We start from the raw sequence: 12,882 nt of genomic DNA, 5'->3' as shown, positions 1-12,882 counted from the left end.
GGGTTGCCGGCCGGACTGAGTTCGAATTCACGCCTGCCCTGATCCCGGCCCGGTGGGAGCGCGCCGCCGCAGGTCAGCGTGGGTCGTTTGTGGACGGACGGGCGTCCACTCAGGCTGGTGCAAACCGGGCGTCTTCGGTAGGGTCGTCGAATCGCCCTCGCTGATCGGGCCCGGCGATCCTGTGTGGCCGATCAGCGGATGGGGAGGGCTGACAGCTCCTCTTCGCATGCCCGCATGCCCGCACTCGGTCAGGAACCTCGAAGCATCGTGACGAAGCGACCCGATCCCCGCGCCGCGCAGGCGAAGGGCGGACGACAGCAGTCGATCAGCCGGCGGGTCATCCGGCTCGTCCTCATCCCCAGCGTCGTGGCGCTGATCCTGGCGCTCATCGTCGCCGGATACCTGGTGTTCAACGGCTACTACACCCGCGCGGTCGCGGTCAGCGTGCGCGAGGTGTCCATCCCGGCCGCCACCGCGCTCGCGGACGTGCAGCGGGAGCGCCGCCTGAGTATCGACTTCGCGGCCCGGTCCGGCGCCGCCGCGCAGGAGCTGCAGGATCAGCGGGTCCGCACCGACGCCGCGCTCGCGCGGATGCGCTCCAGCGCCGAGGAGGCGCTGGCCGCCGCGCCGAACTCGATCACCACCCGGTGGGACGACCTGGTGGCGCGGCTGGACCAGTTGCCGCAGCAGCGCAGCGCGATCGACTACCGGGCCACGTCGCGGGAGAAGGTCACCGAGTACTACGACGGCATCCTGGACGCGGCGACCGCGCTCTTCGACGAGCAGTCCCGCGTGGTCCCGTCCAAGGACGGTGCGATCGGCGGTAACACCGCGACCGAGGCGTTCCGCGTCTCCGACCTGATGTCCCGCGCCGCCTCGGTGATCGTCAGTGCGTACGGTGCCAGGTCGCTCACGGCGGAGGAGCACCGCGCGTTCGCCGGCCTGATCGGCGCGTACCACGGTGAGCTGGACGAGGTGTCCGAGGCGCTGGAGCCGGCCGCCGGCGAGCGGTACGAGGCGCTGCTGAAGAGCGACGCCTGGTCGCGCCTGCTCGCGGCGGAGAACGAGCTGATCGCGGCCGGCCCGTGGGGGAACGCGCCACCGGCCGGGCTGAACGTCGACGCGGCCTCCTGGGAGGCGGCCAGCGTCGCGGTCTCCGACGCGCTGCTGGAGCTCTCGATCACGCAGGCCGACGCGGTCTCCAAACGCACGCTTGACGACGCGAACACCACGCTGCTCACCGCGCTGCTGGTCAGCCTGGCCGCGATCGGGGTCGCGATCGCCGCGATCGTCTGGGCCGTCCGCCAGTCGCGGATCCTGGTCGACCGCGCGCTCTCCGTTCGCCTCGAGCAGCTCGGTGCGGACGCGGCCACGATGGTGGACAAGCGGCTGCCGGAGATGATGGACCGGTTGCGCCGCCGGGAGAAGGTCGACACCCGCGTCGAGCTGGCCTCGCGAGACTACGGCCAGGACGAGATCGGCCGGCTCGCGGACGTGCTCAACCGCTCGCTGAGCGTGGCGGTCGGTGCGGCCGTCGACGAGGCCGCGACCCGGGCGGCCGGCACCGCGATGCTGATGGGCGTCGCCCGCCGCCCGCAGCGCCCGCTGCAGCGCGGCCTGCGCACCATCGAGGAGCTGCAGAACAAGCTCGGCGACGAGGACGTGCTGGCGGAGCTGTTCGACGTCAACCACCAGCTCGCGCAGACCCGGCGCTTCCTGGAGAACCTGGTCATCCTGGCCGGTGGGCAGATCGGCCGCCGCTTCCACAAGCCGGTGCCGCTGCGCCGGGTGCTGCTCGGCGCGATCGCGGAGACGCAGAAGTACCGGCGCGTCACGCTGCGGAACACGCCGGACCTGTCGCTGGCCGCGGCCGCGGTGGCCGGCACCACGCACCTGCTGGCCGAGCTGCTGGACAACGCGCTGACGTTCTCGCCGCCGGAGTCCGAGGTCTTCATCAGCTGCGGCCAGGCCAGTCACGGCGTGGTCATCGAGATCGAGGACGCCGGCGTCGGCATGCCGCACGACGCGCTGGAGAAGGCGAACGCGCTGCTCGCGGACGCGCCCACGCCGGACGTGACCGCGCTGCGGGACGGCGCGCAGGTCGGCCTCTGGGTCGTCGCGGAGCTGGCCAAGCGCGGCGGCATCCAGGTGTCGCTGCGGACCAGCGCGTACGGCGGCCTGATGGCGATCGTGCTGCTGCCCACCCGCCTGATCCTGACCGCGCCGGACGCGGCCGCGACGCCGCCGGCCCCGCGCGAGCGGATGACACCGCCCGCGGCCGTGCCCCCGGCCGTGCCGCGGCGTGCGCCGGAGCCGCCGGCCCCGCAGACCCCCGCGACCACGGCCGCTCCGGTGGCCGTGGCGGAACCGCCGATGGACGACTCGTACCCCACCGCCGAGATGCCGGCGATCAGGGACGGGATCCCCGCCGTAGGAGGTCAGACGATCGCACCTACCCACGCACCGCCGACACCCCGGCCCGCGTCCCGCCCGCCGCTGCCGGTCCGCCGCCCGCAGGAGCACCTCGCGCAGCAGTTGCGTGACGAGCCACCGGGCCCCGCACCGGAGCCGCAGGCACCGGATACCACCCGCTCGCCGGAGCAGGCCCGCTCCCGCCTCTCGCAGTACCAGCGAGGCTGGAAGGCCGGCCGCGCCGCCGACGAGGGGGACGGACCTCGTACCGACGGAGACAGGAAAGCCTGATGGACCCGACATCGCAGAACGATCTCACCTGGATGCTCGACGAGCTGGTGCAGGTCCCCGACGTGCATCACGCGGTGGTCCTGAGCGCGGACGGTCTGATCATCCAGAAGTCCACGGCGCTCCAGCAGGACGCCGCGGAACTGCTCGCGGCCGGCGCGTCCTCGCTGCACAGCGTGGCGGCCGGCACCGGCCGCCGGTTCGAGAGCGGGCCGGTCGGCCAGGTGATCGTGGAGTACCAGGGGCACACGCTCTTCGTCGCGGCGGCCGGCCCGCACGCGCGGCTCGCGGTGCTCTGCGGCCAGGACGTGGACATGGGCACGGTCGCCTACGAGATGGGCCGCCTGGTCACCCGGATCGGTCAGTACCTCGGGACCACGCTTCGAGTGCCGCAGGGAGCCGCCTAATGCCGGACGAGACCTGGTACGGAGACGACGGCGAGCCCGGTGGCCGGCTGGTCCCGCTCTACATGCTCGTCAACGGGCGCACCACGCCGCGCAACACCAGCCTCAACCTCGCCACCCAGGTGACCGCGTTGCCGGTGGACACCTCGGCGCTGGAGCCGGAGTACCGGGAGATCATCGCCTGCTGCACCGGCTGGATCTCCGTCGCCGAGCTCGCCGCCTACCTGAACAAGCAGCTCACGGTCGTGAAGCTGCTGGTGGACGTGCTGCTGGAGCGGGGCTTCCTGGCGCTGGGCGACCCCGCCGAGCGGACCGTGGCCGACTACCGGCTCCTGGAAACCATTCTCGATCGACTCCAGCGCCTCTAGTACAAAGGACTCTGCTTCGTGAATCGCAAATCGGTCAAGGTGGTGGTCGCGGGCGGATTCGGCACCGGGAAGACCACGCTCGTCGGGTCGGTCAGCGAGATCGCGCCGCTGACCACGGAGGAGGTGCTGACCGCGCCGAGCGAGGGCGTCGACGACCTGACCGGCATCGAGGACAAGTCCAAGACCACGGTCGCACTGGACTTCGGCCGGATCACGGTCAACTCGGACGTGGTGCTCTACCTGTTCGGCACTCCCGGCCAGGACCGGTTCTGGTTCATCTGGGACGAGCTGGCGGTCGGCGCGATCGGCGCGATCGTGCTGGTCGACACGCGCCGGCTGGACGCGAGCTTCCCGGCGATCGACTACTTCGAGCGGCGCCGCATCCCGTTCGTGGCCGCGGTCAACATGTTCTTCGGCGAGTGCCCGTACACCGAGGACGAGATCCGCGGCGCGCTCAAGCTGAGCGCGGCCGTGCCGCTGGTCTGGTGTGACGCGCGGGACCGGCAGTCCAGCAAGCAGGCGCTGATCGCGCTGGTCAAGCACGCGATGACCCGGTTGCCGGCGGGAACCTCGGCCGCTCGTTGAACTGATGCACGCCGGCGTACGTCTTAAGGCCGAACTCCGGCGTCTAGAAGGGTGCGAGTCGTGCCGAACATCAGTCTCCGGTTACCGGCGGACCGGTCCGGGCGGATCACCGCGGCCATGTGCACGGCCCTGGCGATCGTGGTCCTGACCGCCGCGGTCCTCGGCTGGGGGGTGGCCCGCGCGGACGACGAGAAGATCACCGGCAACGCCGTCTCGGACGTGCAGCTCTCGGCGATCCTGCGCGCGGCGCACTCCTGCCCGATGCTCGGCTCGCACCGGATCGCCGGGCAGCTGATGGCCGAGTCCGGCTTCGACGCCACCGCCACCGGCACCGCCTCGGGCGGCTCCGGCCTGGCCGGCCTGAAGGACGCGGACTGGAAGAAGTGGGCGCCGTGGCCGGGCGCGCCGCGCACCGACACCACGGCCGGCGCGCTCGCGCTGGCGCACCGGATGTGCGGGCTCAGCGGCGAGCTGCGGCAGGCCGGGGTGCAGGGCGACCCGTGGCGGCTCTCGCTCGCGGCGTACCACTCGGGCCTGGACGCGGTGACCGAGGCCGGCGGCGTGCCGGAGGCGGCGCAGCTCTACGTCGACGAGTCCGCCGGGTACGCCGCCTACTACGCGGACCTGCCACAGTTCGGCGGCGCCGGCGCGGTCGAGGTGGTCGACGCGGTGGTCGGTGACACGCCGGAGGCGCAGCCGCTGCCGGACGCGTACGTCGGCCTGGTCGCCGAGGCCGGCCGGATCTGCCCCGAGGTGACCCCGGCCGCGGTGGCGGCCGAGCTGATGGCCGCGTCCGCGTTCGACGAGGGCAAGCTGGGCGAGGCCGGCCGCCAGGGGGTGGCGCAGTTCCGGTCGGACGTCTGGTCGCGGTACGCACCGCCCGGCGCGTCCGCGTGGGAGCCGGGCTCCGCGATCCCGGCGCTCGGCCGGGTGCTGTGCGCGCTGACCGACGAGCTCGACGGGCTGGAGGGCGACCCGTACGCGGCCGCGCTGGCCGCGTTCCACGCCGGGCCGGACACGGTGCGCCGGGCCGGTGGCCTGCCGGACGTGATGACCCGCGCGTTCCTGAAGAAGGTCACGGACTACACCGACTACTACCGGCTGGACTCGCGCCTGGGTGCGCCGGTGGCGCCGTCCCCGGTCGCCGGTTCGCCGTCCGCGAGCGCGTCCCCGAGTGCCAAGGCGACGCCGTCCGCGACGCCCAGCCCGACGCCGGGCACGCCGGCCCAGGCGGGCGCGCCCGCACCGGTCGCGCCGGCGCCGCAGGGCACCACGGCCGCGCCGAAGCCGCCGGTGTTGCCCGGTCAGCAGATCACCCACTGGAAGACCGGCAAGTGCGTCGACGCCGGCGCGGCCACCGACGGCGTGATCATGACGGTTACGGACTGCAACCCGACGTCGCGGACCGCGCAGCGCTGGGACGTCCGCTCGGACGGCACGATCCGGTCGTACCTGACCGGTCTCTGCCTGGACGTGGCCTGGGCGAAGGTCGAGAACAACGTCAAGGTCCAGACCGCCAACTGCAACGGTACGGCCGCGCAGCAGTGGACGATCGCGGACAACACGCTCTACACCGGACTGGACAGCAACTACTGTCTGGACGTGAACCAGAGCGAGGCCGGCCTGCCCGTGGTCATCTGGTGGTGCGTGCACCACGACAAGCAGTCCTGGACCGTCAAGAAGTGACGCAGCGTGGCGGCCCGGCGATGACCGGGCCGCCACGGCCGGTCGAACGGGGTGTGATCAGCGCCGTTCGGCGATGGCGCTCGTAACCTGGTCGTGCTATCCAGTCCTGAGCAAACGGTAAGCAGGTCCTCCACGGCCTGTCTCGGCGGCTGGGCGACCACAGGGAGAGCACCATGCTGATGGGCGGGATGATGCCCGTTAACCAGCTGATAGTCATGATCAGAAATTCTCCGCCGGCGAACGGCGTGACGTTGATGAAAGGCATGCCGCCGGACCGCCTGCCGGTGGTGGTGAAGGAGCTGACCCCGGCCGACCTGGCGCGGTTGATGCCCGCGATGACCGGGGACTACCGCGACCGGGTCATCGGGATGCTGTCCGACGCCCAGCTGGTCGGGCTGGCCGGGAAGGTGCCGCCGGACTCCGCGGTGGCGGTGCTGCGCACGCTGCCGGAGGACCGGCTGGTCGCGATCGTCGACCGGCTGCCCGGCGCGGTGTCCAGCGCGCTGTTCGGCTCGCTGCCGTCCGCGGTGCAGCCGGACGTGCTGTCGAAGCTGGATCCCCGGCAGGCCCAGGCCGCGGTCGCGCCGCACTACGAGCGTGCGGTGGCGGACGCGCTGGCCAGGGCGAACACCGAGGTGATGATCCCGCACTCGGGGCCGGCCGGGGTGTTGCTGGTGCCGCTGTTCGGCCGCCGGGTGGCGATCGCGGCGCGGCACGGGGACGACGGGCGGGTGGCGGTCCGCGACGCGGAGGAGGCCGCCTACCACCACCGGGCGCACGCGGCGCTGGCGATCACGGACCTGCCGGCCGCGGACGACGTGCTGGCGTACTGCTCGCAGGCCCGCCGCGAGGGCCGGGCGCTGGACACCGCGCTGTGGGCGAGCGACCGGCACGACAGCGCGCTGAAGAAGGCGTTGGTCAGCCTGTTCCGCTGACCCGGTGCCCGCCGCGCCGCGTCCAGCGGCGCGGCGGGCGCTCTCAGGGCGCGATCGTCAGTGACCGGATCAGGCCGTCGGCCAGCGTGAACTGGTAGTGCAGGTCGATCACGCCGCCGGGGAAGTCGCCCTCCAGGTGCACGACGACGTGGTGCCCGGTCCGGCCGACCGGTTCCGCGTGCGTGAGCGTGGCGGTGTAGGTGAAGGCACCGGCGGCCTCCTCGCGCCAGGCGCGGATGGCGGCCCGCCCGACGTGCAGGCGGGAGTCGTCGACCACCACGCTCTCCTCGTGGAAGCACGCCGCCAGCGTCTCCCAGTCGTGGTCGTCGCCGGCTCGGAAGTGCTTCTCCAGCAACGGTGGCAGTGTGCTGCGGGTCATGAGATCCCCTTCGGTGACGTGGTGGTGAAGACCGGCCAGCCGATCTCGGTGCGCCAGGCCGTGGCGTCCGGCGTGTCCCGCGGGCCGACCAGGTAGGTCTCGTGCACCGGGCCGTCGAGGACCAGCGCGTGCGCGGTGAGGTGGGCGCCGAGCGCGCCGTAGGTGACGTCGATGTCGTCGTGCGGCCCGTGGTGCATCACCAGGGCGAGCTCGCGGGCGGGCAGGTCGAGCGGCCGCACCCGGCCGGAGCGCACCTCGCGGTCGGTGGGCACGAAGACGGTCATCCGGCCGGTGCCGTGCGTGAACAGTTCGTTGTCGTACTGCCCGGCCGGCGGACCGGTGAGCCGCGCGCCGGTGCCGGTGACGGCCGCGCCGATCTCCTCCATCGCGTCCGCGTACCAGGTCAGCGTGTCCGCCACGGTCACCACGTCGCTGATCGCGGTGACCCGGCGGGCCGGGTCGACGCGGTGGGTGACCTCCAGACGCGGCGGGTCCGGGGCGAGCAGCCGGTGCAGCGCGCCGACGGCCGCGGCGGTCGAGGCCAGCCGCCGCTCCAGGCGCGTGAGGTGCTCGCTGATCAGCGAGGTCCGTTCGCCGACGTCCGCCGCCAGCAGGCGCGCGACGTCCCGGACCGGCATGTCCAGGTCCCGGAACCGGCGGATCACCTGCGCGGTCGGGATCTGCGCCGGCGAGTAGTACCGGTAGCCGGTGTGCGGGTCGATCCGTTCCGGCTCCAGCAGCCCGGCGTCGTGGTAGTGGTGCAGCGTCTTGACGCTCAGATGGGTCATCGCGGCGAACTCGCCGACGCTCAGCAACGCGGTCACGGCACCAGCCTGCACCCTCCGGCAGCCGGAGGGTCCAGCACCGGTGACGGTCCGCACGCCGCCTGGACCCTCCGGTGGCCGGAGGCCGGAGCGTTCGTGCCATGAATGACGACACGAAACCTGGTTCATCACCGGCGGTACGCCCGGCGGTCTCGGCGTCGCGTTCGCCGAGGAGGCACTGGCCCGTGGCGACCGGGTGGCGCTGACCACGCGCCGGCCCGGGCAGCTGGCGCGGTGGGTGGCCCCGTACGGGGACCGGGCCGTCCTGCTCGACGCGGACGTCACCGACCCGGCGGCGGTGGCGGACGCGGTGGCCGCGGCCGAGGAGCGCTTCGGCGGCATCGACGTGCTGGTCAACAACGCCGGCCGGGGCTGGGTCGGCTCGGTCGAGGGGATGGCCGGGCCGGCCGTGCGGGACCTGTTCGAGCTCAACTTCTTCGCGGTGGTCACGGTGCTGCGCGCGGTGCTGCCCGGCATGCGCCGGCGGCGTACCGGCACGGTCGTGAACGTCTCCTCGGTCGCCGGCCTGATCGGCGCGGCCGGGTTCGGCTACTACACGGCGGCCAAGTTCGCGATCGAGGGGCTCACCGACGTGCTGCGCCGCGAGGTGGAGCCGCTGGGCATCGACGTGCTCGCGGTCGAGCCGGGCGCGTTCCGGACCAACGCCTACGCCGGGTTCGCCGAGGAGCCGGTCGACGAGGCGATCGCGGACTACCACCCGCTGCTCACCGGCGTGCGGGACGCGATGATCGCCCAGCACGGCCGGCAGCCCGGCGACCCGCGGAAGGCGGCCCGGGCGGTCGCGGACGCGGTCCGCGCCGCGCGGCCGCCCCGGCAACTCGTCCTCGGCGGCGACGGCTTCGATCTGGTGGTGTCCCACCTGGAACGGCAGCTCGCCGAGATCAGGGCCAACGAGCGGATCTCCCGGGACGCGGACTTCTGAGCGGACCGCCTCCCCCACGCGCGTGGGGGAGGCGGTCCGCTCAGCGGGCGCGGGCGAGGCGGGTGACGGCGCCGTGGCGCGGGGCCAGCAGGAAGGCGAGCAGGAAGACACCGGTGAGGACCAGCACGACGGTGCCGCCGACCGGGAGGTCCCAGGACCAGGACAGGTAGAGGCCGAGCACCGCGGACAGCGCGCCGATCGCCGGGGCCAGCAGCATCATCACGACCAGCCGGTCGGTGAGCAGGCGCGCCGCCGCGGCCGGCGTGACCAGCAGCGCCAGCACCAGGATGTTGCCGATCGTCTGGACCGCCATCACCACCGCGAGCGTGACCAGCACGTAGAGGGTGACGTCGAGCCAGAAGACACGCAGGCCGAGCGCGCGGGCCATCTCCCGGTCCAGCGTGACCGCGACGAACTCCTTGTGCAGCAGCGCGACCGCGAGCAGCAGGAACAGCCCGGTGCCGCCGACCACGAACAGGTCCCGGTCCGGGATGCCGGTGATCGAGCCGAACAGGAACTGCTGGAGCGAGCCGGCGTACCCGGGCGCGCGCGAGATGATCACGATGCCGAGCGCGAACGCGGCCACGAAGAAGACGCCGATGACCGAGTCCTCCTTGATCCGCCGGTTCTGCGCGAACACCGCGACCAGCAGCGCGGTCAGCACGCCGGCCGTGATGCCGCCGAGCACCAGGCTGCCGGAGAACAGGAACGCCACGGCCAGCCCGGGGAAGACCGCGTGCGCCACGGCGTCGCCGATGAACGCCATGCCGCGCAGCACCACGTAGCAGCCGACCACGCCGCACATGATCGCGGACATGACCGCGATCGCCAGCGCCTTCGGCAGGAACGCCAGGTCCGGGTTCACCAGGTCGGCGAGGAAGTCGAGCGGTGACATTCAGACCCCCAGGGCCTTGAGCAGGTGACTGTCCGCGCCGACCTGGAACGTGCGCATCCACACGTCGCGGTCGCGCAGCTCGGCCGGCGCGGCGGCGGCCACCACGGTGCGGTTGATCAGGATCAGGCGATCGCAGGTGTACGCCGCGGCCGCCAGGTCGTGCGTGGCCATCAGCACCGCGCGTTCCCGGGCGATCGTGGTGAACAGCTCGGTCAGCACCTCCTGGGACGGCATGTCCAGGCCGGTGAACGGCTCGTCGAGCAGCAGCACGGCCGGGTCGAGCGCGAGCGCGCGGGCGACCAGCACGCGCTGCCGCTGGCCGCCGGAGAGCTCGCCGACCGGCCGGGTGCGCAGGTCACCGAGCCGGACCCGGTCGAGCGCGTCCCAGACCGCGGTCCAGTGCGCGACCCGGGGGCGGCGGAACAGCCCGATCCGGCGCACCAGGCCGCTGAGCACCACGTCCTGCACGGAGGCCGGGAAGTCCCAGGCGAACTCGTGGCGCTGCGGCACGTACCCCGGGCCGGTGATCGTGGTTCGTCCGGCGGCCAGCGGCAGCAGCCCGAGCGCGGCGCGGAGCAGCGTGGTCTTGCCGGCGCCGTTCGGGCCGAGCAGCGCCGCGAACTCGCCGCCGGAGACGCCCATGGTGACGTCCTCCAGCGCGGTCCGGCCGCCGAGCCGCACCGTCACGCCGTCGAGCGAGAGCACCGGGCTCATGCGGACGCACGCTCCCGCTCGGCCCGGCGGCGCACGGCGGCACCGCGCACGGCCACGCTGACCAGCAGCGCGACCAGCAGCAGGCCGGCGAGGCCGAGCACCCCGAGCAGCCAGCCCGGAAAACCCCGATCAGCGGCGGGTACGGCCGGGGCCGCGGACGGCGACGCGACCGTGATCGTGGCGGCGCGGGCCTCGTCCGGGCTCGCCGCGTCGCCGACCGCGAAACGCAGCGTGGTGCTCGCGGTCGCGGTGCCGCCGTCGGCCAGCTCCGCGGTCACGTCCAGCGCGACCAGGTAGACCCCGGGCGCGCCGAACACCCAGTTCGCGTGCGTGTGCGTGTTCCGGTCGACCCAGAGCGCCTGCGGGTACGCGTCGTCCGAGTTCCACAGCACCTGCGGCGCGCCGAGCGTGCCGGACTGCAGGAACACGGTCAGCTTCCCCGGCCCCTGGACGCCGCGCAGGTTCATGGTGACGCCGCGGCCGGCCCGTTCCAGCAGGCCGGGGTCCTGGGTGTTCCAGCCGAGCCAGACCACGTCCTCCCGCTGGGTCTGCGGCAGCACGTGCACGGACGTGCCCGCGGGCGCGCCGAGGAACGCGTACGCCGGGTCGTCCGGGATCTCCTGCGCGGCCGTGTCCCGCACGCGGATGACCGCCTCGTCCGGGCTGCGCCAGACCGGCGGCGTCGCCTCGTCGTCGTGGATCTGGACGCGGAACGCGCCGTCGCGGAACCGCGGTCCCACGTCGACGTGCCCGGTCTCCAGGACGGCGGGCCCGGCGGCCTGCCCCTGGTCCGGCGCGAGGCTCTGGGAGAGGCCGTCCGGCGACGGTACGGCCAGCGCGGCGGCCAGCATGACGCGGCCTGCGAGTGACAACACGGCGGTTCCTTCTATGAGAGGCAGCGTTTGAGCGAGTCCGCGTTGAAGCGCATCATCGCCAGGTACGTGGTGATCCGGCCGTCGAACGCGTCGCCGTAGATGTCGCAGACCGCGACGTCCTGCTCGCGCGCGACCTCGACCAGCGTGGACGAGCGGGCGCGCAGGTTCGGCTCCAGGAACACGGCCCGGATGCGCAGCGTCCGCAGCGTCTCGGTGAGCTTGCGCCGGTCGGCCAGGCTCGGTTCGGCCGCCGGGTTCGGTGTGACGAACCCGGCCACCGGGATGCCGTACGCCTTGGCCAGGTAGCCGAACGCGTCGTGCGTGGTGACCAGGTACCGCCGCGACGCCGGGATGGACGCGATCGTCTCGGTCAGGTAGGCGTCGAGTGCGGTGAGTTCGCGCAGGTAGCGGTCCGCGTTCTCCCGGTAGGCGCCGGTGCCGGCCGGGTCGACGCCGATCAGCGTGTCCCGGATCAGCTCGGTGTACGCCATCGCGTTGCCGGCGTCCTGCCACAGGTGCGGGTCGATCTCGCCGTGCACGTGCCGGCCGAGCACCGCCTGCGGCAGCTGGTAGACCCGGTCCCGGCCGAGGAACCGGAACGCGGCGCCGCCCGGCACCTCCTGCAGCGCCTTGGCCGGCACCTCGATCACGGTGCGCGCCGGGTCGTGCCGGTGCTGGTGCGCCTCGCCGCCGCCGTGCGGGTCCGCGTAGAGGTACAGCTCACCGCTGTCGATGTCCGCGGTCAGGTCCGCGTGCCCGTGGCCGAGCACGTCCGCGCCGGCCATGCCGGGGACGCTGTGCGGGTCGACGCCGACCGCGAACGTGAACGTGTTCTCGCCGAGCGGCACGGTGCCGGCGTCCGCCTCGATCGCCAGGTCCGCGCGCAGCGTCAGGCGGTAGACGCCCGGCTCGGTGAACGCCCAGCTCATGTGCGTGTGCGCGTCGGCGGGCAGCACCACGGTGCCCTGCTGCGCGGCGGAGTCGAACACCATCTCCGGCGCGCCGAACGAGCCGGTCAGGTAGGCGAGCAGCCGGCCGGGGCCCTCGGCGCGGGTCGCGGTCAGCCGCACGTCGGACGAGCGGGTGACGCCGTACTCCGCGCCGGTTCCGCGTGCCCGCAGCCCGAGCCAGATCGTGTCCAGGGAGACGTTCTCGACCAGCGGGATGATCTCGGCGGCGTACTTCGTGGCACCCTCGGCCAGCGAGATGTTCGGGACGCCGTCGCGCAGGTTCGCGTCCAGCGCCTTGATCACCGCGGCCGGTTCGAGCAGCAGGTAGTTGCTGAACGCCAGGTCTGCGTAGACCGTGTTGCGCACGTCGCGCAGCGTCGGCTCGTAGCCGTGCGGGTCCGCGTCGTCCGGGACCAGCGAGTCGACCAGCACCCGGTCGCCGCCGACGTTGCGGACCAGGTCCGCGAGGATGCCGGTGGTCGTCACGACCTGCACCCGGCGCTCGTCACCGGTGAACGCGGCCGGCGCGGCGCACCCGCTCAGTCCCAGCACCGCCGCGGTGACGGCCGCGAGCCTCGCCCTCATCTGCTCTCCGTACGCTGGTGGCGTTGCGGCCCGCTCCAA

Annotated in this window: 13 protein-coding genes; 7 read left to right on the top strand and 6 right to left on the bottom strand. The window is 73.2% G+C overall.

Annotation, left to right across the window (positions count from 1 at the left end):
- Positions 1-267 precede the first annotated feature (267 nt).
- The 6 genes from J2S44_RS06525 (at position 268) to J2S44_RS06500 (ending at position 6,678) form a co-directional block, all read left to right on the top strand.
- Complete coding sequence (locus tag J2S44_RS06525; RefSeq protein ID WP_310409845.1) at positions 268-2,703, top strand: sensor histidine kinase; 2,436 nt, start codon at positions 268-270, stop codon at positions 2,701-2,703.
- Complete coding sequence (locus J2S44_RS06520; RefSeq protein WP_307237910.1) at positions 2,703-3,107, top strand: roadblock/LC7 domain-containing protein; 405 nt, start codon at positions 2,703-2,705, stop codon at positions 3,105-3,107. The genes J2S44_RS06525 and J2S44_RS06520 overlap by 1 nt, the downstream gene beginning before the upstream one ends.
- Entirely contained in the window at positions 3,107-3,472 is a 366-nt protein-coding gene (locus tag J2S44_RS06515) for a DUF742 domain-containing protein (RefSeq protein ID WP_310409844.1), read from the top strand. The genes J2S44_RS06520 and J2S44_RS06515 overlap by 1 nt, the downstream gene beginning before the upstream one ends.
- An 18-nt stretch (positions 3,473-3,490) precedes the next feature.
- Entirely contained in the window at positions 3,491-4,057 is a 567-nt protein-coding gene (locus J2S44_RS06510) for a GTP-binding protein (RefSeq protein ID WP_310409843.1), read from the top strand.
- A 60-nt stretch (positions 4,058-4,117) separates the two neighbouring features.
- Positions 4,118-5,743 carry an RICIN domain-containing protein gene (locus J2S44_RS06505; protein ID WP_310409842.1) on the top strand — a complete coding sequence of 542 codons (1,626 nt, stop codon included), beginning with the start codon at positions 4,118-4,120 and terminating at the stop codon, positions 5,741-5,743.
- A gap of 215 nt (positions 5,744-5,958) precedes the next feature.
- Complete coding sequence (locus J2S44_RS06500) at positions 5,959-6,678, top strand: magnesium transporter MgtE N-terminal domain-containing protein (RefSeq protein ID WP_310409841.1); 720 nt, start codon at positions 5,959-5,961, stop codon at positions 6,676-6,678.
- Positions 6,679-6,721: 43 nt separating this feature from the next.
- Here the strand turns inward: J2S44_RS06500 and J2S44_RS06495 are convergent, their stop codons facing one another.
- Both J2S44_RS06495 and J2S44_RS06490 read right to left on the bottom strand, forming a co-directional pair.
- Complete coding sequence (locus tag J2S44_RS06495; protein WP_310409840.1) at positions 6,722-7,057, bottom strand: nuclear transport factor 2 family protein; 336 nt, start codon at positions 7,055-7,057, stop codon at positions 6,722-6,724.
- On the bottom strand, positions 7,054-7,881 hold the full coding sequence (locus J2S44_RS06490) for a MerR family transcriptional regulator (protein WP_310409839.1): 828 nt from the start codon (positions 7,879-7,881) through the stop codon (positions 7,054-7,056). The genes J2S44_RS06495 and J2S44_RS06490 overlap by 4 nt, the downstream gene beginning before the upstream one ends.
- 127 nt (positions 7,882-8,008) lie before the next feature.
- On the opposite strand from J2S44_RS06490, the gene J2S44_RS06485 reads away from it, so the two are divergent.
- Positions 8,009-8,824, top strand: coding sequence for an SDR family NAD(P)-dependent oxidoreductase (locus J2S44_RS06485; protein WP_310429496.1), 816 nt, complete (start codon positions 8,009-8,011; stop codon positions 8,822-8,824).
- A gap of 40 nt (positions 8,825-8,864) precedes the next feature.
- On the opposite strand, the gene J2S44_RS06480 is transcribed toward J2S44_RS06485, so the two are convergent.
- The 4 genes from J2S44_RS06480 to J2S44_RS06465 are packed head-to-tail and all read right to left on the bottom strand — an operon-like array spanning position 8,865 to position 12,843.
- Positions 8,865-9,719 (bottom strand): anchored repeat-type ABC transporter permease subunit, encoded by an 855-nt coding sequence (locus tag J2S44_RS06480; protein WP_310409838.1) that lies wholly within the window; start codon positions 9,717-9,719, stop codon positions 8,865-8,867.
- Positions 9,720-10,433, bottom strand: coding sequence for an anchored repeat-type ABC transporter ATP-binding subunit (locus tag J2S44_RS06475; RefSeq protein WP_310409837.1), 714 nt, complete (start codon positions 10,431-10,433; stop codon positions 9,720-9,722).
- Positions 10,430-11,308, bottom strand: a complete 879-nt coding sequence (locus J2S44_RS06470) for a choice-of-anchor M domain-containing protein (RefSeq protein ID WP_310409836.1) — start codon at positions 11,306-11,308, stop codon at positions 10,430-10,432. Before J2S44_RS06470 ends, J2S44_RS06475 begins: the two co-directional genes overlap by 4 nt.
- An 11-nt stretch (positions 11,309-11,319) precedes the next feature.
- Complete coding sequence (locus J2S44_RS06465) at positions 11,320-12,843, bottom strand: anchored repeat ABC transporter, substrate-binding protein (RefSeq protein ID WP_310409835.1); 1,524 nt, start codon at positions 12,841-12,843, stop codon at positions 11,320-11,322.
- Between the last annotated feature and the right edge of the window lie 39 nt (positions 12,844-12,882).

The sequence above is a fragment of the Catenuloplanes niger genome (genome assembly GCF_031458255.1).
GTDB classification, from domain to species: domain Bacteria; phylum Actinomycetota; class Actinomycetes; order Mycobacteriales; family Micromonosporaceae; genus Catenuloplanes; species Catenuloplanes niger.
The sequence above is the reverse complement of the archived record's forward strand: the minus strand, read 5'-3'. Positions and strand labels throughout refer to the sequence as shown.